14 protein-coding genes are annotated in these 25,460 nt (G+C 49.9%); 9 read left to right on the forward strand and 5 right to left on the reverse strand.

The genetic code is table 11. The annotated features are described in order from the left end of the window. Positions 1-338 precede the first annotated feature (338 nt). Both ACFS7Z_RS04230 and ACFS7Z_RS04235 read left to right on the forward strand, forming a co-directional pair. Complete coding sequence (locus ACFS7Z_RS04230) at positions 339-1,427, forward strand: mechanosensitive ion channel family protein (protein WP_377481402.1); 1,089 nt, start codon at positions 339-341, stop codon at positions 1,425-1,427. Between the two features lie 48 nt (positions 1,428-1,475). Then, entirely contained in the window at positions 1,476-2,078 is a 603-nt protein-coding gene (locus ACFS7Z_RS04235) for a DUF2179 domain-containing protein (protein WP_377481405.1), read from the forward strand. Positions 2,079-2,242: 164 nt separating this feature from the next. On the opposite strand, the gene glgB is transcribed toward ACFS7Z_RS04235, so the two are convergent. From glgB to ACFS7Z_RS04250, 3 genes are read right to left on the reverse strand one after another with little or no spacing between them, the layout of a single operon-like run. Further along, positions 2,243-4,717 (reverse strand): 1,4-alpha-glucan branching protein GlgB, encoded by a 2,475-nt coding sequence (gene glgB / locus ACFS7Z_RS04240; RefSeq protein ID WP_377481408.1) that lies wholly within the window; start codon positions 4,715-4,717, stop codon positions 2,243-2,245. Further along, positions 4,710-8,039: a maltose alpha-D-glucosyltransferase gene (gene treS, locus ACFS7Z_RS04245; protein ID WP_377481411.1), complete on the reverse strand. Its 3,330-nt coding sequence runs from the start codon at positions 8,037-8,039 to the stop codon at positions 4,710-4,712. The genes glgB and treS overlap by 8 nt, the downstream gene beginning before the upstream one ends. A gap of 27 nt (positions 8,040-8,066) precedes the next feature. Then, positions 8,067-10,085, reverse strand: coding sequence for an alpha-1,4-glucan--maltose-1-phosphate maltosyltransferase (locus ACFS7Z_RS04250; RefSeq protein ID WP_377481414.1), 2,019 nt, complete (start codon positions 10,083-10,085; stop codon positions 8,067-8,069). A 225-nt stretch (positions 10,086-10,310) separates the two neighbouring features. Here ACFS7Z_RS04250 and treZ point away from each other — a divergent pair, with 225 nt between their 5' ends. The 5 genes from treZ (at position 10,311) to ACFS7Z_RS04275 (ending at position 19,473) form a co-directional block, all read left to right on the forward strand. Further along, entirely contained in the window at positions 10,311-12,155 is a 1,845-nt protein-coding gene (gene treZ, locus ACFS7Z_RS04255; RefSeq protein WP_377481417.1) for a malto-oligosyltrehalose trehalohydrolase, read from the forward strand. Beyond that, positions 12,156-14,627: a DUF3536 domain-containing protein gene (locus ACFS7Z_RS04260; protein WP_377481420.1), complete on the forward strand. Its 2,472-nt coding sequence runs from the start codon at positions 12,156-12,158 to the stop codon at positions 14,625-14,627. After that, positions 14,581-17,289, forward strand: coding sequence for a malto-oligosyltrehalose synthase (gene treY, locus ACFS7Z_RS04265; RefSeq protein WP_377481423.1), 2,709 nt, complete (start codon positions 14,581-14,583; stop codon positions 17,287-17,289). Before ACFS7Z_RS04260 ends, treY begins: the two co-directional genes overlap by 47 nt. After that, on the forward strand, positions 17,286-18,809 hold the full coding sequence (malQ, locus tag ACFS7Z_RS04270; RefSeq protein WP_377481426.1) for a 4-alpha-glucanotransferase: 1,524 nt from the start codon (positions 17,286-17,288) through the stop codon (positions 18,807-18,809). The genes treY and malQ overlap by 4 nt, the downstream gene beginning before the upstream one ends. Positions 18,810-18,912: 103 nt before the next feature. Beyond that, positions 18,913-19,473 (forward strand): thioredoxin family protein, encoded by a 561-nt coding sequence (locus ACFS7Z_RS04275; RefSeq protein ID WP_377481429.1) that lies wholly within the window; start codon positions 18,913-18,915, stop codon positions 19,471-19,473. Here ACFS7Z_RS04275 and ACFS7Z_RS04280 read toward each other — a convergent pair. Further along, on the reverse strand, positions 19,470-20,303 hold the full coding sequence (locus tag ACFS7Z_RS04280; protein WP_377481432.1) for a murein L,D-transpeptidase catalytic domain family protein: 834 nt from the start codon (positions 20,301-20,303) through the stop codon (positions 19,470-19,472). The two genes, ACFS7Z_RS04275 and ACFS7Z_RS04280, sit on opposite strands and share 4 nt — an antisense overlap. Positions 20,304-20,472: 169 nt before the next feature. On the opposite strand from ACFS7Z_RS04280, the gene ACFS7Z_RS04285 reads away from it, so the two are divergent. Then, complete coding sequence (locus ACFS7Z_RS04285; protein ID WP_377481435.1) at positions 20,473-21,831, forward strand: peptidoglycan DD-metalloendopeptidase family protein; 1,359 nt, start codon at positions 20,473-20,475, stop codon at positions 21,829-21,831. 167 nt (positions 21,832-21,998) lie between these two features. Next, positions 21,999-22,898 carry a Ppx/GppA phosphatase family protein gene (locus ACFS7Z_RS04290; protein WP_377481438.1) on the forward strand — a complete coding sequence of 300 codons (900 nt, stop codon included), beginning with the start codon at positions 21,999-22,001 and terminating at the stop codon, positions 22,896-22,898. 224 nt (positions 22,899-23,122) lie between these two features. Here ACFS7Z_RS04290 and ppk1 read toward each other — a convergent pair whose 3' ends face one another. Continuing rightward, positions 23,123-25,225: a polyphosphate kinase 1 gene (ppk1, locus tag ACFS7Z_RS04295; protein WP_377481441.1), complete on the reverse strand. Its 2,103-nt coding sequence runs from the start codon at positions 25,223-25,225 to the stop codon at positions 23,123-23,125. Positions 25,226-25,460: the final 235 nt, after the last annotated feature.

Below are 25,460 nucleotides of genomic sequence, written 5' to 3' on the forward strand. Positions count from 1 at the left end.
TATATAAAAATAGCTATAATTAAGTCACCTTCAAAAAATTTAAATCCTAATTTAGTAAAATACAACCTGAAAGTCTAATCTGTAGTAATTCTACGGAAAAGATATCTCCCCAGGCCATAGCCTTATCCTACCCCGTTCTTTAAAAACCTTAACCCGCATATTCGCCACAGAACATGGTTGATAGTAAACCGATACCAAAAGGGATTCCCTTAGAAAGATGTTTCTGGAAAGTTGTTTATGCTGTAGCAGAGGAGCGAAAGTGGGGATTCAAACAAAGGTAGAAGTGTATGGCGTTGGCGGAGGTGTAGGATGGAGTAGATTAAATTTTCAGGAAACAAATGGAAAGAATTACAGATTACATATATAGACTACCTGATTTTGCACTGGGATTAGCCATTATAGCGGCAGCCATTGTTGTTGGTATCGTAGTAAAAGTTATCATTTTTAAGCTGTTGCGCTTTTACAACCGCCATGAAAACCCCTATATGGTGCGTTCCCTGACGGAGCATTTAAACCAGCCCCTCGGGTTTTTCATTCCGCTGCTCTTTGTGTCGATGTCCGTGCAGGCGTTGCCCTACCCTGAAAACAAGATTTTTATTATGTGGCGCGTTATAGAGATTCTGGACATCATTGTGTTTTCCTGGATCTTGGTAAAGCTCACCGATGTGGCTGCGGACATGGTACGGCACCAGTTTGCCATCGACAAAACAGATAACATAAGAGAACGCAAGCTTTTTACCCAGCTTACTTTTGTAAAGAAACTGGCCGTTACCATCATCATTTTCATGGCGGCTTCATTTATTTTGCTGAGCTTTGATGCAGTCCGGAAACTGGGTACTGGTTTGTTGACTTCTGCTGGTGTGGCCGGTATTGTGATTGGTCTTGCCGCGCAGCGGTCTATCGCGAACCTGTTAGCGGGAATGCAACTGGCATTTACGCAGCCCATCCGGCTGGACGATGTGCTGGTGCTGGAAGGCGAGTTTGGCCGGGTGGAGGAGATTACCATGACATATGTGGTGCTCCGCCTCTGGGATAACCGGCGACTTATTCTGCCTCTCAATTATTTTATCGAGAAGCCTTTCCAGAACTGGACCCGCACCGGCTCTGATATTCTGGCCACCGTTTACCTCTACACAGACTATACGGTGCCCGTAGATGCTGTGCGGCAGGAGCTGAACAGGATTCTGGCAGGCACAGACCTTTGGGATAAACGCGTGTCGGGGCTGCAGGTAACAGATTCCAAAGAGCGGACTCTGGAACTGCGGGCTCTCATGAGTGCCAACAGCTCCAGCATTGCCTGGGATTTGCGCTGCCTTATCCGTGAAAAGCTGGTCCTGTTTATTCAGCAGAATTACCCTGGCGCATTGCCGAAAACACGCAGCGAATTTGTGGGAGACAGGGTGCCCACAATAGCTGAGATTTCTTAAAAAACAAAAAGTTAGTATGAGGTGCTACCTTCACCTCCTGATGAAGTAATGAATTTTCTCCAAGAAATTGATCCAAGTATTGTGGAGTGGGTTATTATACCCGCTCTTATTTTTCTGGCCCGCATCTGCGATGTAACCTTAGGCACGCTGCGGATTGTCTTCATCTCCAAGGGCAACAAAGTAATTGCCCCTCTGCTGGGGTTCATTGAGGTTCTTATATGGCTGATTGCCATCACGCAGGTGATGGAGAACCTGAGCAACGTGGCCTCTTATCTTGCCTGGGCCGGTGGGTTTGCCACAGGCAACTTTTTAGGCCTGCGGATAGAGCAGAAGCTGGCATTAGGGCAGGCAGTAGTACGCGTGATCACAGTCGAACCTGCAGACAAACTCATTGAACAACTGGCAGGAAAAGGTTACCGGCTTACGAGCGTAGATGCACGTGGCACGCGGGGTAAAGTAAACCTGCTGTTCATGATCGTGAAGCGCAAGAAGCTGGAGGAGGTAATTGACATTATCCGTAATTATAACCCGCAAGCTTTTTATTCCATAGAAGATGTACGCTCTGTTTCTGAAACAGATTTGTCTTCAGAAGACACAAAGGACCAGCATAAGAGCTCCCATAAGCTTTTCCCGTTGCGCAAAGGTAAGTGAGCTTTTTCTTACTCTTCGTACCATACTTGTATCACGTTAAAAGAAGAAAAAGCGCATATTTATTTAATACACTACTATTACTGATAGGTTCAAAGACTACATAACAGAAAGAGGCAGCGCTTTAAAACGCTGCCTCTTTCTGTTATGTAGGTTTCAGTTACTTATTAGCGCTGAAGCTTTAAGTATACCACGGAAAGTGGTGGAAGCTTCAATGTAATGGTTTGTTCGCGTCCGTGGAACGGCTCATCTACAGTGCTAATAGGTCCTTCGTTGTGCTGGTTGCTGCCTCCGTAGCGGCTGTCGTCGGAATTGAACACCTGCACCCACTGCCCTGCCTGCGGCACCCCTAAACGATAATGCTCGTGCATGGCCGGTGTAAAGTTACAAGCCACCAGCAGCGTCTCGTCCGGGTTATCGCTCTTGCGCAGGAAGCTGATTACACTGTTGTGAGCATCATTATAGTCGAGCCACTCAAAGCCTTCGGGGCTAAAGCTGTGCGCATAAAGTGCAGGCTCCTGTTTATAGATAGCATTCAGCTCGCGCAGCACCTCCTGTATGCCGTGGTGGTAGCCGTACTGAAGCAGGTGCCATTCCACGCTGCCATCATGGTTCCACTCGCTGCTTTGTCCAATCTCTGCCCCCATAAACAAGAGTTTACCTCCCGGGTGAGCGTACATATAAGAATAGAGCGTTCGAAGGTTTGCAAAACGCTGCCACTCATCGCCTGGCATTTTCTTCAGAAGCGATCCTTTGCCGTGCACAATTTCATCGTGTGAAAGCGGCAACATGAACTTCTCAGAGAAAGCATACATCATACTAAAGGTAATTTCTCCCTGGTGGTATCGGCGGTAGATAGGGTCTTTGGAGAAGTAATCGAGGGTATCGTGCATCCATCCCATCATCCACTTCATATCAAAACCAAGTCCACCGTGCTCAACCGGCGCTGTTACTCCCGGCCATGCCGTAGACTCCTCTGCAATGGTTTTCACATCTGGGAATTTTTCCCGCACTGCCTGGTTAAAGTCTTTGAGTAAAGAGATAGCTTCGAGGTTTTCGCGGCCACCATGCTCGTTCGGAATCCACTCTCCTTCTTTGCGGCTGTAGTCTAAGTACAGCATAGAGGCCACGGCATCTACACGCAGGCCATCTGCATGGTACTTGTCTAACCAGAATAGCGCATTACTGATGAGGAAAGAGCGGACCTCATTACGTCCATAGTTAAAGATGTAGCTGTTCCAGTCAGGATGATAGCCTTTGCGCGGATCAGCGTGCTCAAACAGATGTGTACCATCGAAGTAAGCCAAGCCGTGCTCATCAGACGGGAAGTGCGAAGGCACCCAGTCCAGAATCACGCCTATGTCATTCTGATGCAGCGCATCAATAAGATGCATCAGGTCCTGCGGCGAGCCAAAGTTGCTGGCGGGCGCAAAATAACCTGTTACCTGGTATCCCCATGAACCAGCGAAAGGGTGGAACATGATAGGCATCAGCTCCACATGTGTAAAGCCCATTTGCTTTACATAAGCGGGCAACTCCTCGGCCAGTTCACGGTATGTGAGGGAGCGGTTGTCTTCCTCCGGCTTGCGGCGCCATGAGCCAAGGTGCAGTTCATAGACACTGTATGGCTGCGCCTTGTCAGACATACTCTTACGGTGATCCAGCCACTGCTGGTCTTTCCAGTCATACTGTAGGTCAGATACTACAGAGGCTGTGTGTGGCGGCTGCTCCCGGCAGAAGGCAAAGGGATCACTTTTCTCTGCATGGTACAGGTTGTAGCGCGACTTGATGTGGTATTTATACATCACACCAGCCGACACATCAGGCACAAAGCCTTCCCATATACCGGATTCGTCTCCGCGCAGGTATAGTCTATGACTTTCGCGGCTCCATCCGTTGAAATCGCCCATTACAGACACCAGCTCGGCATTCGGTGCCCATACGGCAAAGTATGTTCCCTGTCTGCCGCGGTGCTCCATACGGTGCGATCCCAGCTTTTCATATAAAGAGAAATGTTTTCCCTCTTTAAACAAGTAAATATCAAAATCAGTAAACCGGCTGGCAAGTTGAACTGCAGCATCTGAGCCCTGATCAGTTTCCGTTTGTTCCTGTTGAGGTTGTTCCACAGTAGTTTGGTTTTCTGGTGTAACATCAGCCTGCCCTATGGCTGCTGGAGTAGCAGAGGTTTCTGTTGACCTGGCAGCCTTTTTAGTGGCTTTTGTCTTAATGACAATGTTTTCCTGCACTATGTCATTGCTGGCAACAGGCACTACTATCTCTGAGTCATCCGTAGAAGCTGCAGATATAGAAGTCCTGCCACCTTTTTTTCCTGTGGCAGGGGAAGCCTCTGTTTCTGTTTTTTTTGGTCTGCCACGTTTTGATGCCTTTGCTCCCTCTCCACCCAATGCAGAGTCGGTTACAGGAGAACCCATTTCAGCTACCGGTGTATTTTTAAACTTCTCTCTGCCTTCGGTTGTAGCTGGATAGCCAGTAGTTTCCTGCTGGCTATCACCAACAGCTGATGCTGCTGTCTTACGGCCTTGCCTTGAGGTTGCTTTATTCGTATCCTGACCAGTATTCAGATCAGTTCCTTGTGTTATATTCGTGGTCTCGGTGGTTGTGCTTTCTTTTTTCTTAGCCATTCTTATACTTTTTCATGATGTACTTGATGCCTCTGATGGGGATGAGCACCCAATCCGGACGATTATTTAATTCATATCCGAGCTCATAGATCGCCTTCTCTAACAGGAAAGTATGGATCAGTATCTCGAAATCTTCTTCTTTAGCCGGTACAATGCCTGAACCCTGTATCTTACCCAGATAATTGTGCATGTAGAAGCCACTGGCGTATTGGTACCATTGCTCCGCCCAGGTCTCCAAGTATTCCATATCCTCGCGGCGAAGTCCCTCTTGCTGGAACATGGCACTGTAGGCGGCATAATGGAACGAGCGTATCATACCTGCCACATCGCGCAACGCAGAGCGTTTCAGGCGGCGCTCACTAAATGAGCGGGCCGGCTCACCTTCAAAGTCGATGATGTAGAAGTCTTTGCCGGTAAACAGCACCTGCCCTAAATGATAGTCGCCGTGGGTTCTGATTTTCTTTGTATCTATTTTGCGGGAGAAAATCATTTTCAGACGTTCCAGCACTTCTTCGCGCATGTTCAGCACTTCTTCGGCCTCGCCCCGCACGTTCTCCGGCAGGTTTGGCAAGTGTTTCTGCAAACTGTCGAAGTTGCTGCGCACAAGCGATGTAAGGGAAGAATACAGGGACCGCTGGTAGTGCAGCGAGAACTCTTCTGGTGTAAAATCCTTCTCATCGTTGATGCTACCTAAGGCCAGGTGCATCTCAGCAGTGCGGAGTCCTAATAGCTCTACCCGCTCTACATGGGCACCACCTATCTGCATCTGCACTTCTTCCGGAATATCAGAGAAGGCGAGCGGACGGGAAAGTGAACCAGCAGGTTGTTTAGCCTTCAGACGTTCATTCTGCGTCAGGATGCGCTCATACAGGCGCTTCAGCGAGTCGCCGATGTAGTTCCAGGCATCGCCCTGGTTTGGCACCAGTTCCTGCAGCATCACCAGCACCATTGGCTGCTTGCCATCTTCATGCTGCTCAATAGCCCCCAGGAAGCGCGGCACATTCTCAAAACCTACTTTCTCGGTCAGCATCTGCACTACTTCCACATCCGGGTTCATCGTTCTGTCCAGCTTGCGGTATATCTTCAGGAAGAGCGAGTTGTCGAACACAACGGAGGTATTGCTCTGTTCTGCCGCAAGAATTTTAGAAGTGAGTGGACCATCGGCATTGCGTAGAATTGAAGTTACATTTTTGCTGCTGTAACCAACAAGTTCTGCTTCATCCTGCCGTACTCTCTTTTTCTTTACCATCATCTGCAACAGGTTCTGGCGGAACTCATCGCTGTAGAGGGCATCGTACAGTATACCTTCTTTGCCATCAATGGCAACCCGAGCAATCACGCCGTTTGGTGAACTGCTACGCAGTTCTTCCTCCTCGTCACCGCTGGCAAAGGCTACTGGCAGTTGATACAGTTCCGGCAAACCTTCGTTGTAGCTCACTTCTATAAAGAGCATCGAGGAGCCTGTTTTACCAAGCGGAAGCGGCATGTTGTTCACTACCTGCATGCGCTGAACGGTACGTGCTTTGCCACCAAACCAGCGGCGCTTCAACACATACGGTGGCAGAATCTCGGCATCCAGCGTTTTCAATGTTTTAGTGTCCAGCGCTGCTTTTAAAGAACCTATACGCACCGCCTTCTGCTGCCCATCTGATTCCTGGGCTACTTCCTGCGGCTGCAGTTCCATCCAATAGTAGCCGTGGCCACTGATGGTAAACAGGTACTCCTCTTCTTTAATGTTCGGGAATTTGTTCTTGCTGAATACCTCAACCGGTGTGCGGCCTTTGTATTCATGCAGGTCCAGTTCTACCGCCTCCGGGAAACGCGAAAGATTCGCAATCACCAGGATAGTCTCGTTCTCATACTCCCGCACAAAAGCCAGCACTTTCGAATTATTCGGCGATAGGAACTTGATGGTACCACGCCCGAATGCTTTGTAGCGCTTGCGCATGTTAATGATGCGGCGCATCCACCATAGCAAAGAGTTTGCGTTGTGGTTCTGCGTGTCAACGTTTATCGACTCATACTTATACTCCGGGTCGATGATAACAGGCAGGTACAGGCGCTGTGGGTTAGCAGCGGAGAAGCCGGCGTTGCGGTCTTCGTTCCACTGCATTGGCGTACGCACGCCATCGCGGTCACCCAAGTAATAGTTATCGCCCATTCCAATCTCATCGCCATAGTATACCACCGGCGTACCGCGCATCGAGAAGAGCAGCACGTTCATAAGCTCTATCTTGTTACGGTCGTTGCCCAGCAGCGGGGCCAGGCGGTGGCGGATGCCCAGGTTGATGCGCGCCATCGGGTCTTTCGTATAGACCTTATACATATAGTCACGCTCCTCGTCGGTTACCATTTCCAGCGTCAGCTCATCGTGGTTACGCAGGAACATGGCCCACTGGCAACTTTCAGGTATGTCGGGTGTCTGGTTAAAGATGTCGATGATCGGATAGCGGTCTTCCATCTTCACCGACATAAACAGGCGCGGCATGATGGGGAAGTGGTAGTTCATATGGCACTCGTCACCGTTACCGAAATAAGCCGCAGAATCCTCTGGCCACATGTTCGCTTCCGCAAGCAGTAGCTTTCCTTCATATTTGCTATCAACGTGTGCGCGCAGTTTCTTCAGGAAATCGTGCGTTTCCGGCAGGTTCTCTCCATTGGTGCCTTCGCGCTCGAACAGGTAAGGTACTGCATCCAGGCGAAAGCCATCCACCCCTAAGTCAAACCAGTAATCCAGCACCTTAAACACTTCTTTCTGCACATCCGGATTGTCGTAGTTCAAATCCGGCTGGTGCGAGAAGAAACGGTGCCAGTAATACTGCTGTGCTACCGGGTCCCAGGTCCAGTTGCTTTGTTCTGTATCGGTGAAGATAATGCGCACGTCCTTCCACTTCGTGTTGTCATCCGACCACACATAAAAGTCTCTGAACTTTGAGTCTTTCTTTGCATTGCGGGCACGCTGGAACCAAGGGTGCTGGTCGGAGGTGTGGTTGATAACCAGCTCCGTAATTACTTTCAGGCCACGGCGATGCGCCTCTTTCACGAATAGCTTGAAGTCCTGCATGTTGCCATACGAAGGATTTATGCTGTAGTAATCCGCTATGTCGTAGCCATCGTCGCGGAGAGGTGAAGGGTAAAAGGGCAGCAGCCATATAGCTGTTACGCCTAAGTCTTCAAGATAATCCAGCTTAGACATAAGCCCTTTAAAGTCGCCGATGCCGTCGCCGTTGCCATCTTTGAAAGCCTTTATATGCAGCTCATAAATGATGGCATCTTTGTACCAATGGATATTGTCGTCTAACAGTTCTTTTTCTTCTGCCATAGTTGTTGTCAAGAGGGTTCTAGTGTTTTAGTCGTGATCGGTTGCTAACCAGGTGTTATCTACATTATCTTTTGCCGCACCATGCGCAGACTCTTCTACTCTGAATACGTGCACCGGCATTTCATGCGGGCGCAGCTCCACGTAATTCCACTCGTCTGTCCAGGTATACTTGCGCTCCGTTAAGAGGTCGTGCACCACGTACTGCCCGTTGCCCATTTTTAGAGCAGAAAGCGGCACCTGCACCCAGCCAGCGTGTGTGTTATATGGGTCAAGGTTTACCACAACAATAATCTTGTTGCTGAAGTCGCTGCTCCACTTGGCATAGCACAGGAATGCCGGATTATCGGTATTTCCGAAGGCAATGTTCCAGGTGGTCTGCAAGGCGGCATTTACTTTTCGAGCCCTGTTGATGAGTGTAATCACTTCCCGTATCTTGGTCAGCTTGCCCCAGTCCCAGTGCTTGATTTCATACTTCTCAGAGTCGAGGTATTCTTCTTTACCGGGCACCGGCGTGGCGATGCCAAACTCATACACAGGTCCGTACAAGCCGTAGTTGGATGAGAGCGTAGCCGCCATCACCAGTCTGGAGATATGGGCCGCTTCGCCTCCTTCCTGCAGCGCAGGCGGATTGATGTCCGGTGTATTTGGCCAGAAGTTCGGTCTGAAGTAGTCGCGCATCTCCGTCTGGGTCAGCTCCGTCATATACTCTTTTATTTCCTCTGGTGTGTTACGCCATGTATAATAGGTATACGATTGGGTAAACCCGCCTTTGCCCAGCCGCTCCATCACCCGTGGGCGTGTAAACGCCTCCGCCAGGAAAATCACCTCCGGGTGATCTTTGTGGATGTCTTCTATCACCCAATCCCAGAAAGCAAACGCTTTTGTATGCGGGTTATCTACCCTGAATACTACAACACCTTGGTCAATCCAGTGCTGCAGCACGCGGCGCAGTTCCTTCCATAGGTTTTGCCAGTCTTCTGTCTCAAAGTTTACCGGCAACACGTCCTGGTATTTCTTTGGCGGGTTCTCCGCATACTGCACGGTACCATCCGGGCGCCATTTAAACCACTGCGGATGCTCTTTCACATAGGGGTGGTCGGGCGAACACTGGATGGCAAAGTCAAGTGCTATCTCTATTCCCATGTCTTTTGCCTGCTGCACAAAGTGCCTGAACTCTTCCAACGTGCCCAGTTCAGGTAAAATAGCATCATGGCCACCCTCCGCAGCGCCTATCGCCCACGGTGAACCAGGCTCACCCGGCTGTGAGGACGGGTTGTTGTTTTTACCTTTCCTGAAGGCCTGTCCAATCGGGTGGATAGGTGGCAGGTAAATCGTATCGAAGCCCATGTCGGCAATGCGGGGCAATAGCCGTTCGCAGTCTTTGAACGTGCCATGCTGCCCGGCCAGCGGGGACGCTGACCTTGGGAAGAATTCGTACCAGGCGCTGAAGAGTGCTTTCCTGCGCTCTACATCCACTAGCAATCGCTTATCATACGTGGTTATATTCTGGCGCTCGCCGGTGGTGCTCATTAACCCTGATATCTCTTTGCCAGTGGCAAGCGCCACGGCATCGGCCTGGTTTGGGTTGTGGCGTAGCTGGTGTGCTACCTCATAGAGCCGCTCCTGCACATGGCCTTCGGCGGGTGCAGCGGTTTCCTCAATCATCTGGGCCCCGATCTGAAGCTCTACCGTGATGTCCTGGTTTGCCTCGAATTTTTTCTTCAGGCCCTTCTGCCACGTGTAGAAATGATCCACCCACCCTTCAATGGTATATTCATGGCGCCCCATGGCATCGGGTTTAAAAGTCGCCTGCCAGTGGTCGTTCCCCAGAAACTTCATGGGAACAGCTGTCCAATTCTCTGAATCTGTATCTTTTGTATTGCGGTATATCAGTTGTGCTTTCACCTCATCATGACCGTCGCCGAAAATGTCGGCTGTCACTGTCATCTCCTCTCCCACTACCCGTTTGGCCGGGAATCTTCCGCAGTTTATTTGTGGTTTAACATTTTCAATAACGATGCGTTTGGTTCCTTCAATTTGTTCCATGTAGTAGCTGTGTGTATGAATTCTTTTTACCACTTGTAGTTACTGTGCTCAGATCAATAGGTTACGGACAATATTCTATATTTGCGAATATCACCCGTCACTGCACCTATACCACTAGCCAATGTAAGAAAAAGACTATACTCCCGCACTTGCCTTTTCACTAAAAAGGTACAACCTTCCGCCCGATTTGCAAGTTAATACGAGCTGTGAAAAACCGTAAATTCTATGTCAATATTAAGAAGAATTGGAGCAGATTATACACCAGGCAGGGGCACCACATTCACCGTATGGGCACCGGAGGCAGAGAAGGTAGAGGTGTTATTACAGAATGCTGACAAGAAAAAAATAACACTACAGCGGGAAGCTTTCGGATACTGGACAGCACTTGCAGAAGACGCAGGCCCAGGCACCCGCTATATGTATACACTCAACGAAGAGAAAGACAGGCCGGATCCGGCCTCACAGTTTCAGCCGGATGGCGTACATAAAGCATCTGCTGTAGTAGACCATACCCGTTTTAACTGGACCGATAAAAACTGGAAGGGCCTGCCCCTGAAGCAGCTGATAATTTACGAGCTGCACGTGGGCACCTTTACTGAAGAAGGCACTTTTGAGAGCATCATACAGCAGTTGCCGGAGCTGAAGGATTTGGGCATCACAGCCATTGAGTTGATGCCGGTGGCACAATTTCCAGGAAACCGCAACTGGGGCTACGACGGTGTTTATCCTTTTGCTGCCCAAAACTCCTATGGAGGGCCTGAAGGACTGAAAAAACTGGTGAACGCCTGCCATGAGCAGGAGATAGCCGTGGTACTGGACGTAGTGTACAACCACATGGGGCCGGAGGGGAACTACCTGAACGATTACGGTCCATACTTCACACAAAAGTATAACACCCCCTGGGGAAGTGCCCTCAACTTTGATGATGCGCACTCTGATCACGTACGGAATTTCTTTTTTCAGAATGCCCTCATGTGGCTCCGTGATTTCCACATAGACGCCCTTCGGCTGGATGCCGTTCATGCCATTTACGATACCGGGGCCAAGCATTTTCTGCAAGAGCTACGGGAGCATGTTACCCAGCTGGAGCAGCAGGAAAACCGCCCTTTTATACTCACCGCTGAAACTGACTTAAGTGATGTGCGCCTGGTAAACCCTGTTGATAAAGGCGGCTATGGCCTGGACGCGCAGTGGTTTGATGATTACCACCACGTGATTCATACCCTGCTAACGGGGGAGCGGGAAGGCTACTATGAAGACTATGGCAAGCCCGAGCAGTTGAAAAAAGCGCTGGAGCATACCTTTGTCTACAATGGTTTATATTCCGAGCACCGCAAGAAAACCCTCGGTACCGACGCCACCGATAACCCGGCCCGGCAGTTTATAGTTTGCTCTCAGAACCACGACCAGGTAGGGAACCGCATGCTGGGGGAGCGACTTACGGAACTACTGTCTTTTGAAATGCTGAAAGCTGTAGCCGGACTGGTACTGCTTTCGCCTTACGTGCCGATGCTGTTTATGGGAGAAGAGTATGGGGAGGAAAACCCGTTCCTGTACTTTGTAAGCCACACAGACAAAGACCTGGTGGAGGCAGTACGCAAAGGCAGAAAAGAGGAGTTCGCCTACTTTGCCTCAAAGGGAGAGGCCCCCGACCCGCAGAGCGAGGAAACCTTTAACAGGTCTAAGTTGCAGCGAAGCTATACTTCTAATGAAAAACAGAACCAGCTACGTGAGTTTTACAAACAACTGATACAGCTGCGAAGGACCGCCCCTGCCCTGGCAAAACCTGACAAGCCATACATGGAGGTAAACCTGGAAGAGGAGCAACTGGTGTTGCACCTTATTCATAAAGGGAAAGAGCCTGCACTTTACTGCTTATTTAACTTGAGCAACCAAACACAGGAAACAGCACTATTGAACACTACAGTATCAGGTGATTGGAAGCTGGTTCTGAACTCAGCCGACGCGGCATGGGGCGGTGCCGGTGCAGACATTGCTGAAAGCCTGAAAGCTGGGTCAACTTTCACCCTTCCACCTGCCTCAGTACTTATCCTCCAAAAACAAAAGTAAATGAACCGTTACATTTGTATACACGGGCACTTTTACCAGCCCCCGCGCGAAAACCCCTGGCTGAACGAAGTAGAACTGCAGGAATCCGCTTCTCCGTACCACGACTGGAACGAGCGGATCACAGATGAGTGCTACGCCCGTAATTCTGCTTCCCGAATCCTCGGCGAGAAAGGGAAGATTGAGGACATTATCAATAACTACGCCCGTATCTCCTTCAATTTCGGGCCTACCTTGCTGGAGTGGATGCAGAAGAAAGAACCGGATACCTACAAGGCTATTCTGGAGGCTGATGCAGAAAGCAGGGAACGCTTTTCCGGACACGGATCGGCACTGGCACAGGTGTACAACCACATCATTATGCCGCTGGCCAACGAACGCGACAAGCAGACACAGGTTGTCTGGGGCATCTATGACTTTGTGCTCCGCTTTGGCCGTAAACCGGAAGGGATGTGGCTGGCGGAAACAGCCGCCGATACCCCCACGCTCGAGGTGCTGGCAGAACATGGCATCAAGTTTACCATTTTATCCCCGTACCAGGCAAAGCGATACCGCCGGATAGGGGATAAAGACTGGCACAATGCAGCAGGAGCGAACATAGATCCACGTCTGCCTTACCTGTGCAGGCTGCCTTCCGGCAACGAAATCGTGCTGTTTTTTTATGATGCCCCCGTCTCTCAGGGCATTGCTTTTGAGCGGCTGCTAAACCGGGGTGAAGATCTGGCCAACCGCCTTGTTGGCGCTCTTGATAACAGAAGAGAAGAGCCGCAGCTCATGCACATTGCTACGGATGGCGAGACATACGGCCACCACCACCGCTTTGGTGAAATGGCTCTTTCCTTTGCGCTCGAGCACATTGAAAAAGAAAAGCTGGCAAAAATCACCGTATATGGGGAGTACCTGGAGAAGTTCCCGCCAGAGTACGAAGCAGAAATCATAGAACAGACCTCCTGGAGCTGTGCTCACGGGGTGGAGCGCTGGCAAAGCAACTGCGGCTGCAATACCGGCGGTAACAACGGCTGGGATCAGGAATGGCGCGGGCCACTGCGCAATGCATTCGACTGGCTCCGCGATGAGCTCACGCCGCTTTATGAGCAGGAGATAAAAAAGCTGGGAGCAGCGCCATGGGCCACCCGTAACAAGTACATCCAGGTGATCATGGATCGCTCAGAGCAGAACGTGGAGGCTTTTATTCAGCGCAACACCACACGCGAATTGAGCAAGAAGGAACAGGTACGCTTCCTGAAACTACTGGAGATGCAATACCATACGCTGCTGATGTATACCAGCTGCGGCTGGTTCTTTGATGAGGTAACGGGCATTGAGACAGTGCAGGATATTTTCTATGCTGCCAGGGCCATCCAGTTGGCACAGGAGGTATTTGAGCAGGACTATGAGAAGGAGTTTATACAGATGCTGAGGCAGGCAAAGAGCAACCACACAGACATGGGCAATGCAGCGGAAGCCTATCTGAAAACAGTGAAGCCCACTATCATTGATCTGTTGCGTGTGGGAGCCCATTATGCTGTTTCATCGCTCTTTGCAGAACATAAAAATGAGGTTGAGCTGTACAGTTATCAGGCAACCTCGCTGGAGTACGACCAGATAGAGGCAGGGCGGCAAAAACTGGCAGTCGGACGCGCCAACATACGTTCGATGGTCACCTGGGAGGAAGAAGTAATTACGTTCGGCGTCCTGCACCTCGGTGATCACCAGTTATATGGTGGTGTGCGTGAGTTTATGAGCCTCGATGACTATGCTAAACTGACTACAGAACTGCGATTGGCCTTTGGGCGCGGCAATGTAAGCGAGGTCATCATGCTACTGGACAAGCACTTCCAGTCGCACAACTATTCGTTCTGGCACCTGTTTAAAGACGACCAGAAGAATATCCTAGACCAGGTGCTGAAGAACAGCATGGAAAACGTGGAGAACAATTTCCAGCAACTCTACGACAACAACTACCCGCTGATATCCGCTATAAAAACCTTAGGCATGAAGCTGCCAACGCCGCTTCAAACTACTGTGGAGTATATTCTAAACACAAAGCTACAGCACGCGTTTGAGTCAGAGGACCCTTCTACACAGGAAATAAAACGCCTCCTCGAGGAAGCGAAGCGAATGGAGGTAAATCTTAACTTCACCGCGATTGAGTTTGCTGTGTCACACCGCTTAAGCCAGCTGATGAAGCACCTGCTAGAGCACCCAAGTAACCTCCGCAGCATGCAGCAACTGATTATTCTGCTTGAAGTGCTCGAACACTCAAAACTAGATGCCGATTACTGGCAGGCACAAAACATTGCTTTCCGGATGCAACAAACCATTTACAACAAGTACCTGCAGCACAGTGAACGTGGCGACAAAGAGGCCGCGCAGTGGATTGCGAAGTTCAATGTGCTCTGTTCTAACCTAAATCTGAAAACAAAACATGGTATACATTCCAGCAGCCACATACAGGCTACAAATATCGCCTAAGTTCACCTTTAAGCAAGTGCAGGAGATAATTCCCTACCTGCACGAACTGGGTATCAGCACCATTTATTCAGCCCCTTTTTTCTGCTCCCGCCCTGGCAGTGAGCACGGCTACGATGTAACGGCTCCCTACGACATCAACCCTGATGTGGGTTCAAAGCAGGAGCTCAGGCAAATTGCAGGGGAACTGAAAGAAAGAAACATGGGCTGGCTGCAGGACATTGTGCCCAACCACATGGCCTACCATCCCTCAAATGTGTGGCTGATGGATGTGCTGGAAAAAGGTCCGCAGTCGCACTTTTATACTTTCTTCGACATCGACTTTCACCACCCGGACTTTGCAGGACAAGTAATGGTACCTTTTTTAGGAGACACTTTAGAAGAGGTGCTGAAGCAAAACCAGCTGCAACTGAAGCTAAATGAAAAAGGAATCACCATCAACTACTATGATAGTGCCTACCCTTTAAGCGTTTCCAGCTACAGAACGCTGCTGCAGGAGATACAGCCGGCTTCAGGAGAGTCTGATAGAAGCAACCTGGTACAGCAGTTTCTCAACGACCTGGCATTATTTGAATCAGAAGACAGTATCTCCCCTGCCGCCTGGAATAACTTCAAAAAGAAACTTTATAACAATGAGCAGCTCAGGCAGGAACTGCAGGGGTTTGTGCAAAATATCAGCAACGATTCCGGAAGACTGCAGCTCCTCCTCCAGCAGCAGCATTTTATCCTTTGCCACTGGCAGGAAACAGAGAAGCGCATCAATTTCCGCCGCTTCTTTACAGTAAATGACCTGATATGCCTGCGCATGGAACACCCGGAGGTGTTTGAGCAGTATCACCAGTTTATCAAGCAACTGGTAGACCAGGGGATGTTGCAGGGCCTTCGGGTAGACCACGTGGATGGACTGTTTGACCCCTCCACTTACCTGAAGCGACTACGCAAGCTGGCAGGCCCCGAAGCCTATATTGTAGTGGAGAAAATACTGGAGGGTGAGGAACAGTTACCGGAGCGCTGGCCTATAGAGGGAAACAGCGGCTACGACTTTCTGGCCTGGGTGAGTAACCTGTATACCTCCGGCTCTGGCCGTAGAAAGCTGACACAGATTTATAGCAGACTCGTACCAAGTGCCGCCAAAAATTACGAGCAGCTGGTTTTTGAAAAAAAGATGTTTATTCTGAAAGACCAGATGCAGGGAGAGCTTCAAAATCTGATGCGCCTGTTGCAGGAGCGTCACCTGATTCCGCTCGACCCCGAGGACGAATGGCGCAGGGCATTGGCCATACTGCTGTGTGCCTGGCCGGTATATTGTATTTACGGCAATCGCCTGCCACTTTCCAGAGACGAAATGCAGGTAGTGGACAAAGCTTTTGAGGAGGCGCATCTTCAGGCACCGGAACTGCAGGAGTATTTCCAGGAGCTGCACAAGCTCTTTACGCTACAGCCCGGCGATACAGAACAAGCCATCCACGACAAGCTATACTTTGTGATGCGGAGCCAGCAGTACACTGGCCCTCTGGCTGCCAAAGGTGTGGAGGATACCACTTTTTACAACTATAACCGCCTTATTTCCCTTAACGAGGTAGGCAACAGCCCGGACATTTTCCACCTCAACGACGACGAGTTTCATGAGCGCATGCTGTACCGGCAGCGGGTGTACCCGCACTCCATTAACGCCACGGCCACACACGACACCAAGCGCGGGGAAGGTGCCCGTATCCGCTTGAATGTGCTGAGCGAACTGCCTGACGAGTGGGAAACAAATGTGCAGGACTGGATTGAGCGAAGTAAAAAGTACACGACCAAGCCAAGCATCAACGACCTGTACTTCTTCTTTCAGACGCTCGTTGGTGTGCTGCCGCTGAATGGCCAGGCAGATGAATCAATAGTAGAGCGGGTGCAGGAGTACCTGCAAAAGGCACTGCGGGAGGCAAAAGTCAAAACAGGCTGGTCTGAGCCGAACGAAGAATACGAACAGGCAGTACAGGACCTAGTACGGCAACTGTTGCTAGAGGACAAAGAGTTCATGGACACTTTCCGGCCATTCTTCCAGAAAGTGGCACACTATGGCTGGATTTACGCGCTTTGCCAGGCTCTGCTGAAAGTAACCTGCCCTGGTGTGCCTGATATTTACCAGAGCTGCGAACTGTGGGACCTTAGCCTGGTAGACCCTGACAACCGTCGCCCTGTAGACTATGAACTACGCCAGCAGTACCTGAAAGAGCTGAAAGAACAGGAACAGCAAGGGCCGGAAAGCCTGCACCAGCAACTGCTCGAAAACCCGGACGATGGTAAGGTGAAACTATACCTGCTGTACAAAGTACTGAACAGGCGCCGCGACCTGCAGCCGCTGTTTGATTTTGGGGACTACGTACCACTGCAGGTGCAGGGAACGCACAAGCACCGTATCCTGGCGTTTGCCCGCCACCACCAGGGGCAATGGGGCATCGTGGTGGTGCCGCTTTTGCTCGTAAACCTTATCAGCGCGCAGGAATTACCGATTGGGGAGGAGGTATGGGAAGACACCGCTATTGTGCTTCCTGAAGGAGCACCCGCAGCATGGCAACACGTGTTTGGCCAGAGCAGCCTGCAGGCAAATGGTAGCCTGCCGCTCGCCGAGGTGCTGAAAACTTTCCCAGTAGCATTTATAACCGCAACAACATTATGATTATATCAAAACGAAGTGCAGGACTATTGCTGCACATTACCTCACTCCCCTCCCACTTTGGCATTGGGGATTTAGGCCCGGAAGCGTATCACTTCGCTGACCTGCTGAAAGAGGCGGGACAGCGGTACTGGCAAATCCTCCCGCTTAACCCAACGGAAGGTGGCTATGGCCATTCGCCCTACAGCAGCCACTCCGCCTTTGCCGGAAACCCTTTGCTCATCAGCCCGGAGCTATTAGTAGAGGATGGCCTGCTGCAAAAAAGCGACTTAGACACAGATATAAAATTCAAAGAGGACAAGGTAGAGTATGAGAAAGTCACGAAGCTAAAGCTAAGGCTCTGGCAGCAGGCCTTTGGTAAATTTAATGAGGACTCTGATTCCGGCCTGCAGCAGGAATACAGGGCTTTCCTGAATGAGCAAAAAGCATGGCTGCCAGATTTTGCACGGTTTGCCGCTTTTAAAAAGCGCTTTGAAGACAAAAGCTGGGTAGAGTGGCCAAAGGAGATAAAAAACCATGAGGAACAAGCTGTAAAGGAGCTTGAAAGAGAACTGGAGGAGGAGGTGCAGTTTGAGCAGTTCATGCAATTTCTGTTCTACAGGCAGTGGGAAAAGCTAAAGCAGTACTGCGACTCGAAGGATGTTCACTTTTTTGGGGATATGCCCTTTTATGTGAGCCACGACAGTGCGGATGTATGGCAGAACCGTGCGTATTTTAAGCTGGACAAAGAAGGAAATGCGACCGGAGTTTCCGGGGTTCCACCGGATTTTTTCAGCGAGACCGGGCAGTTATGGGGCACGCCTGTGTTCGACTGGAAAGAACTGGCGAAGCACAACTACGACTGGTGGATACGCCGCATCGACCATAACCTGCGCCTCTTCAGGCTGTTGCGCCTTGACCATTTCCGTGCCTTCTCTGCCTACTGGGAAGTACCTGCCGGCGAAGAAACCGCCATGAACGGAAAATGGAAAGAGTCACCGGGTGCTGAAATCCTGCGCCTGGTGCAGAAGCGGCACCCGAAAATGCCAATCATCGCAGAAGACCTGGGAGAGATAGACCAGCCAGTGCGCGACCTGATGCAGCAGTTTGACCTGCCCGGAATGGTAGTACTCCTATTTGCCTTTGTCTCGGATGAGAAAGCGTTTGAAGGTTCTTTTATGCCGCACAACCACACGCGCAACAGCATTGTGTATACCGGCACACACGACAACAGCACCGTGCTGGCCTGGTACCAGGACGCCAGGAAAGGCGACAGGAAGAGCCTCAGCGACTACGCTTTTCATGATCTGTCAGAAGAAAACGTGCACGAGGTAATGGGCCGCCTGGCGCTTTCTTCCGTGGCACAACTGGCAGTACTGCCCGTGCAGGATGTGCTGGGGCTGGGAAAAGAAGCCATCATGAACAAACCTTCCACCTCCAGGGGAAACTGGGAATGGCGACTTAAGAAGAACCAGTTTTCAAAAGAAGAAGCAAGAAAACTGGGAGAGTTGACAAAGCTATACGGGCGTTATGTGGACAGATAGCAGCAGTGGCCCGGGAAACGTTTGCTATCTGCCATAAAAATACCTATTTTGGAATCTATAGCCCGTAGCCTTCTGCTACGGGCTCATCCGAAAACCTAAACCTATGGCAGCATACTCCAACGCCCACCTCGACCTGGGCACCAAAGCGTATAACTTTGCTCTTTTAGACACTGCTTCTGACGCATTGGTCTCCCTTACAGATGTAGCCTCTTCTAAAGCTACTGTTATCATGTTCATCAGCAACCACTGCCCTTATGTGCAGCACATTTTAGAAGAACTGGTGGAGGTAGCGGCGACGTATAAAGCCAAAGGTGTGAATTTTGTGGCTATCAGTTCGAACGATGCCATGACGTACCCGCAGGACGGGCCACAGCAAATGAAGGCACTGGCGCTGGATTATGATTTTTCTTTCCCGTACCTCTACGACCAGACACAACAGGTAGCACGCATGTATGAAGCGGAGTGTACGCCGGAGTTTTTTGTGTACGACAGCAAAATGAGACTCGCCTACCATGGCCAGTTCGACGATTCCCGGCCTAACAATGGCAAGCCTATCACTGGCAATGATTTGCGTGCCGTCCTGGATGCGCTGCTATCTAAACAGCCTGTGCCAAAGGAGCAGGTGCCCAGTGTAGGCTGCAGCATTAAGTGGCGCGATTCTTAGGATTTAACAGGAGCGGGAATCTCCTTTTTTGTTTCATGCACCAGTTCCGCCATAGCTGTCATGTGGTCCAGGTACTGCGAAGTATAGGCATCGTGTGCAGCGTGTGCGTAAAGGGCTGTCCCTCCCATCACTGCTTTAATTATCTCATCGTGCTGCTCCATCGGGACGGCAGGGCAACCTAAACTGCGCCCCAGCCGACCGGCCTGCTGTATAAACTGTTCTGTGGCATACTCTGCACCGTGCATCACAATACAGCGGTCTTTCGCATTCGTGTTAAAGCCCTCGTCAAGTCCTTCCAGCTTCAGCGAAAGCCCGTGTTTGCCATAGTAGGTTTTGTCGGTAACATAAAACCCGATGCTACTCATGAAGGATTCATTCTCGTTAGAGAAATGTTCTGCAAACTCTTCTCCGGAGTTGCGCCCATGCGAAACGTAGGTATTGAAAAGCACTTCCTTCTTCTCCACGTCCACAACCCAAAGTCTTTTTTCGTTTGATGATTTTGTAAAATCAATGATGGTGATGATGGGTTTATCAGCGACTTTGTTGTTGCGCTTCATGTTGTAATAACCGGTCAGCGCCTTGTCAAACACCTCGAACTTGAGCCCTGTTTCCTGAAGGTTCATGTAGCTGTACAGGTTAAAGGAAACCTGGTTGAAGCGCATTAATTTATAATTGGTGATTCTGTCCCTGATCTTGCTTGGATCAGGCTTGGACATAGCAGCACCTTTGTTGACAGGAGTAGCCAGTGGCGTCAGCACCAGGGGGGCGAATAGTGGCAAAAGGCCACGTGCCAGCTTACGTCGGGTATGTCTCCAGGAGTGTAATCTCATCTCTGTCAATTGGTTGTTCAACTACAGTTTACGTATAGTAGCCTCTCCGGTTAATATATAATAGCACTTTAAAAGGCAGCACCTCCCTAAAAATCAATTTTTACCGGCATGAGGCATCATTTTTGACATGAATGCTGTTATTAAAACGAGACATTTCCCGGAGAGAAACATGAGATTTAAGGATAAAAATAAGCTTACCTGGTTTTTGTACATTTTCGTGGGTATGTTCCTTGCTTCCTGTAGCGGAAAACAAACACTGCGTGGCGTTTTTAACAAAGAACAGGCACCCTACGAAAAGTATGCCGCCAAACTGAAAGATGCCAGGCTCGATGAGACTGCCTTAGGACAGGAGTGGCTGCAGGCGGGACAACAGGCACTAAGGGACTCTATTACGGTGAGCCTGCCGTTTAAGGAAACAGGATACTTTTCTGCGGATAAGCCCAAGGCACTGGGATATCGGGTAGCTGCAAAGCGTGGTGAACGCCTGGTGGTGAACCTCGAAATGAAGGCAAGAGAGCAGGCACAGGTCTTTATGGACCTGTTTGAGGCTCCGGCTATATTCACCGGGGAAGCCCGGCATGTAGCTTTTGCCGACACCGCCTCTACCACCCTGCGCTATGAAGTAGAGGAAGACCAACAGCATATTCTGCGGGTACAGCCTGAGCTTTTGCGCAGCGGGCAATACACCGTTACAATACAGGCTGAACCGACGCTGTCTTTTCCAGTGCAAGGCAAGACAAGCCGTCATATTGCCAGCATCTGGGGAGACCCACGCGATGGCGGCGCCCGGCGGCACGAAGGGGTGGACATCTTTGCGAAAAGGGGTACACCGGCTGTTGCCTCTGTTGAGGGCATTGTATCGCGCGTGAACGTGACACCACGAGGCGGCAAGGTGGTATGGCTCACAGACGTAAACCGAAGGCAGAGCCTCTACTATGCCCACCTCGACAGCCAAATGGTAGCAGCGGGGCAACGTGTTAAGGTTGGCGATACGCTTGGTTTTGTGGGTAACACAGGTAACGCCATCACAACAAACCCCCACCTGCACTTTGGAATTTACCGCTTTGGCTATGGTGCCACCAATCCTTTCCCTTACCTCTATGAGCCTACGGAATCTGTTCCGGAAGTGGAGATCAATGCTTCTCTGGTAGGCAACTGGGTTCGGATAACTGCCAGGGAGGCTAATATCAGGCTACAGCCCAGCACTAAATCAAATGTATATGCCAGGCTGCCACAGCACACGCCATTGCATGTAAAAGGTGGTACAGGCACATGGTACCGCATCGCCTTACCCGATGGTACGGAAGCCTACATTGCGAGCAGCCTGGTAGAAGCCACCACATCGCCGGTAGCGTATGAGAAGGTAGCCGCTGAGACAAACCTGCTGGATGAGGCACATCCCCTGGCAGCGGCAAAAGACAGCATAAAAGCAGGAAGCAGTGTCGCAGTACTGGGCAACTACAAGGGTTTCAGGCTAGTTCGGAACGACGCCGGCGAGCTTGGCTGGATTAACACCGAAAGTAAATAACGCTTTGTAACCTTGGTTATAAACCCGATATAACCTGCGATAGCCGCTCATGGAAAGGCGGCTGCCATCTTAGGATAGCAGTCAGGTTGCCACAGAACCTGCCATAAAAATAATTTCTGCTTATATTTACCCTTCAGACATTATAAAAAATTATTAACAGCAAGCCTTTGAAATTAGCAGCCATAGACATCGGTTCGAATGCGGTGAGATGCCAAATCTCGAGTGTGCTGAACCAGAACGGTCATGTATTTTTTAAAAAAGTCGAGTATATACGTTATGCCATACGCTTCGGGGAGGATGTGTTTGACTCCGGCTATATCCCTGATGTTAAGATTGAGAAGTTCATTAAGCTACTGAAAGCTTTCCAACTGCTTCTGGATGTACACGATGTGAACCACCATATGATTTGCGCTACCTCTGCCATGCGTTCTTCGCTGAATGCACCTGAGATACTGGAGCGGGTGAAGAACGAACTGGGCATGGAGATACAGGTGATTGATGGTGAAACGGAAGCTTACCTGATAAACAAGGTTATCTTTAATTTCCTGGATGAGCGCAATTACCTGCACATTGATGTGGGCGGCGGCAGCACAGAATTCAATATCTATGTTAACCGCGAGAAAAAAGCTTCGCAGTCGTTTGAGCAGGGTTCTATCCGCCACATGCACGGTGGCGAGTCCAGGGAACTGTGGAACACCATGCGCGAATGGATTGAGACGAATTCAAAAAAATACCACCTGTCACGCGCTATAGGTACAGGTGGTAACATTAATAAAATATTTGAAATTGCCGGTAAAGTACCTGGCAAGGCTATCTTCCGAAAGCAAATTGAAGAGGTTGCAGCACGCATCAGCGCCATGACCATGCAGGAGCGTATAACAGAGCTTCTTTTAAACCCTGACCGTGCTGACGTGATTGTGCCGGCATCAGAGATTTACCTTTCCGCAATGAAGTGGGCTAAACTGGAAACGATGATTGTACCTGCCGTGGGCCTGAAAGATGGCATGTTGCACGCTCTTTATGAACAGCACCACCCGGAGCGCTTCATCATCAGCAACATATCCTAGCAATACATTTACCTGTTAGCATTTAGCAGTAAGCCTACAATCAAACCGGCTGCAGCCTCTTCTTTCAGAAGAGGCTGCAGCCGGTTTGATTGTAGGCTTACTCAATTTAGGTAAGAAGACAGACAAATTTTATTCTCTGCTCTGCCATACTGCACGAACTCACTTTCTTCTTGCAAATGGCATAAACCAGAACTGCTAAATCATAAATGTTAAATGGCATCTCATTAAACCAGTTCTGACTCCGGCACCTCGTTACAGGCTTTGTTGAAGAACAGTTTATGAATGTCTACCACTTCTTCATTTGTCCCTGCTCGTTTTTTGACGTACGTGCCATCCTCGCGCATGATGTAGGAGTTCTGGTTGTCCTGCAGGTTGTAGTACAGGATATTGATGACCTCCTTCTTCAGTTCCTCGTTCGTAATAAGGAACAGTGCTTCAATACGCCTGTCGAAGCTGCGCACCATAATGTCGGCGCTGCCACTGTATACCTTCGGCTCTCCGTTGTTGTGGAAGTAATACAGGCGCGAGTGCTCTAAATACTCTCCTACTATAGACTTCACGTAAATGTTCTCGCTCAGGTCTTCGCGGCCGGGACGCAGGCAGCAGATGCCGCGCACTATTAACTTAATAGGCACACCTGCTTTAGATGCCTTATAAAACTCATCCATTACCTCTTTATCCTCCAGCGAGTTAATCTTTATCACGATGCCGCTCTTCAGGCCTTTTTTGGCATTGCGGGCTTCGCTCCTAATCAGTTCAATCAGGTGGTGGCGCATTCCTTTTGGCGAAGTCATCAGGTATTTGTATTCATTCGGCCTGGAGTGGCCCGTGATAACATTGAAAAACTCGGACACGTCGTGCGCATACACTTCATTCGTTGTCAGCAGGCTCACGTCGGTGTAGAGGCGGGCGGTTTGCTCGTTGTAGTTCCCGCTGCCAATGTGCACGTAGCGCGTCACCTTCTCACCTTCTTTCCGGATGATCATGAGCATCTTGGTGTGGGTTTTATACTTGCTGATGCCGTAAATCACAAAGCAACCGGCTTTCTCCAGCCGCTCCCCTTCCCGTAAATTACGTTCCTCATCAAAACGAGCCTTCACCTCAAACAGCACTGATACGTGCTTGCCGTTCTCGGCGGCCTTCAGCAGGGCCGCCGTTACCCGCGACTGGTCTGCCAACCGGTAAATAGTCTGCTTTATACCTAACACCGATGGGTCCTCAGCGGCACGCTCCAGCAGGCTCACCACTGGCTCCATGCTGTTGTAAGGGTGGTGCAGCAGCACGTCGTGCTCCTTCAGGTACTCGAACATATCCACGCCATCACTGGGCAGGCTGAGCGGCTGCACCGCCGATGGCTGCTTGAATCCCTTGTCTTTGAAATGCCGGTGATTGATGATCTGCCATAAAGCCCTGAGGTCTATCAGGGAGTTGATGGTGAATACGTTCGCATTATCTATAGTCCAGCGCTCTTTCAGGATCTTCATCATGAACTGCGATGGATTACGCTCCACCTCAAGACGAACCACACGGCCCTTCTTTCGCGTGCGCAGCTTTGACTTTATCTCCTGTATAAAATCCGCCTCCAGATCATCCGACTCCTCCAGTGTAAAGTCGCCGTTGCGCGTAATCCGGAACAGGTTAACAGATACAATCTCCACGTTCCTGAAAAACTTTTTAATCTTCCAGCGGATAATGTCTTCTATGGGCACAAAAATAATCCTGTCCTTGCGGTTAATTTCGTAAAAACGGGCCAGGTTCTGCGGTATCTGAATAAAAGTTACCCGGTCCTGCGCCTTCTGCTCTTCTGTGGTGCGGGTTACAACGCCAAAGGTAAGGAGCTGGTTCATGAGCAGCGGGAAGCCATGGTAATTGTCGTACACCATAGGCGTGAGCAGCGGGTAAATAGTGTTCTTAAAGTAGGAGTCAACCTTCTTCTGTTCGATTTCTGTCAGTTCGCTTACCTTTAGAATGTCGCAGCCGTGCTTTTCAAAGAGCGGCTTCAACTCGTTATTATACGTCAGGTACTGGTCGTTCACGAACCGATGTGCATAATCCAGCAGCTTCTTACGGAACGGCAGCTCCCGCAACCCTGAATAGTCGGTACGCTCCTTGCCGTAGTCAAGGTAGTTGTACAAACTACCTACCCGAATCATAAAAAACTCGTCCAGGTTGGAAGAAGTGATTGCCAGAAACTTTAACCTGTCGAAGAAGCTTTTGTTTGTATCCCGCGCCTGGTCCAGCACACGGTAATTGAAACGCAACCAGCTCAGGTCACGGCTAATGTATTTACTCCTCTTAATCTGGTCAGAAACCTTATTTATAAGCATGCTCCCATTATTTTTAAAGGATAAAGAAGCGCTAGACGCTGCTATACCCCTGCCTTACCACAAAATATAACTATAATTTGATGCTGAAGTATACAAAAAGCCAACAATATTTTTCATACACAATATAATGCGCTATTATCCATAGCGTTGTAGCTTAACTAAGTTTACGCATTTCTGCCGGAATTGGCATATTCAGCATACAGGCTGTAGTTTCAAGCACTGGTGAATGCCATGC

Source organism: Pontibacter toksunensis (genome assembly GCF_042686245.1).
GTDB lineage: Bacteria > Bacteroidota > Bacteroidia > Cytophagales > Hymenobacteraceae > Pontibacter > Pontibacter toksunensis.

What these genes read in the sequence shown, in the direction of transcription:
- ACFS7Z_RS04230 (WP_377481402.1), top strand. Translation starts at nt 339, where the DNA reads ATGGAAAGAATTACAGATTACATATATAGACTACCTGATTTTGCACTG.
- ACFS7Z_RS04235 (WP_377481405.1), top strand. Translation starts at nt 1,476, where the DNA reads ATGAATTTTCTCCAAGAAATTGATCCAAGTATTGTGGAGTGGGTTATT.
- glgB (WP_377481408.1), bottom strand. Translation starts at nt 4,717, where the DNA reads ATGGCTAAGAAAAAAGAAAGCACAACCACCGAGACCACGAATATAACA.
- treS (WP_377481411.1), bottom strand. Translation starts at nt 8,039, where the DNA reads ATGGCAGAAGAAAAAGAACTGTTAGACGACAATATCCATTGGTACAAA.
- ACFS7Z_RS04250 (WP_377481414.1), bottom strand. Translation starts at nt 10,085, where the DNA reads ATGGAACAAATTGAAGGAACCAAACGCATCGTTATTGAAAATGTTAAA.
- treZ (WP_377481417.1), top strand. Translation starts at nt 10,311, where the DNA reads ATGTCAATATTAAGAAGAATTGGAGCAGATTATACACCAGGCAGGGGC.
- ACFS7Z_RS04260 (WP_377481420.1), top strand. Translation starts at nt 12,156, where the DNA reads ATGAACCGTTACATTTGTATACACGGGCACTTTTACCAGCCCCCGCGC.
- treY (WP_377481423.1), top strand. Translation starts at nt 14,581, where the DNA reads ATGGTATACATTCCAGCAGCCACATACAGGCTACAAATATCGCCTAAG.
- malQ (WP_377481426.1), top strand. Translation starts at nt 17,286, where the DNA reads ATGATTATATCAAAACGAAGTGCAGGACTATTGCTGCACATTACCTCA.
- ACFS7Z_RS04275 (WP_377481429.1), top strand. Translation starts at nt 18,913, where the DNA reads ATGGCAGCATACTCCAACGCCCACCTCGACCTGGGCACCAAAGCGTAT.
- ACFS7Z_RS04280 (WP_377481432.1), bottom strand. Translation starts at nt 20,303, where the DNA reads ATGAGATTACACTCCTGGAGACATACCCGACGTAAGCTGGCACGTGGC.
- ACFS7Z_RS04285 (WP_377481435.1), top strand. Translation starts at nt 20,473, where the DNA reads ATGAGATTTAAGGATAAAAATAAGCTTACCTGGTTTTTGTACATTTTC.
- ppk1 (WP_377481441.1), bottom strand. Translation starts at nt 25,225, where the DNA reads ATGCTTATAAATAAGGTTTCTGACCAGATTAAGAGGAGTAAATACATT.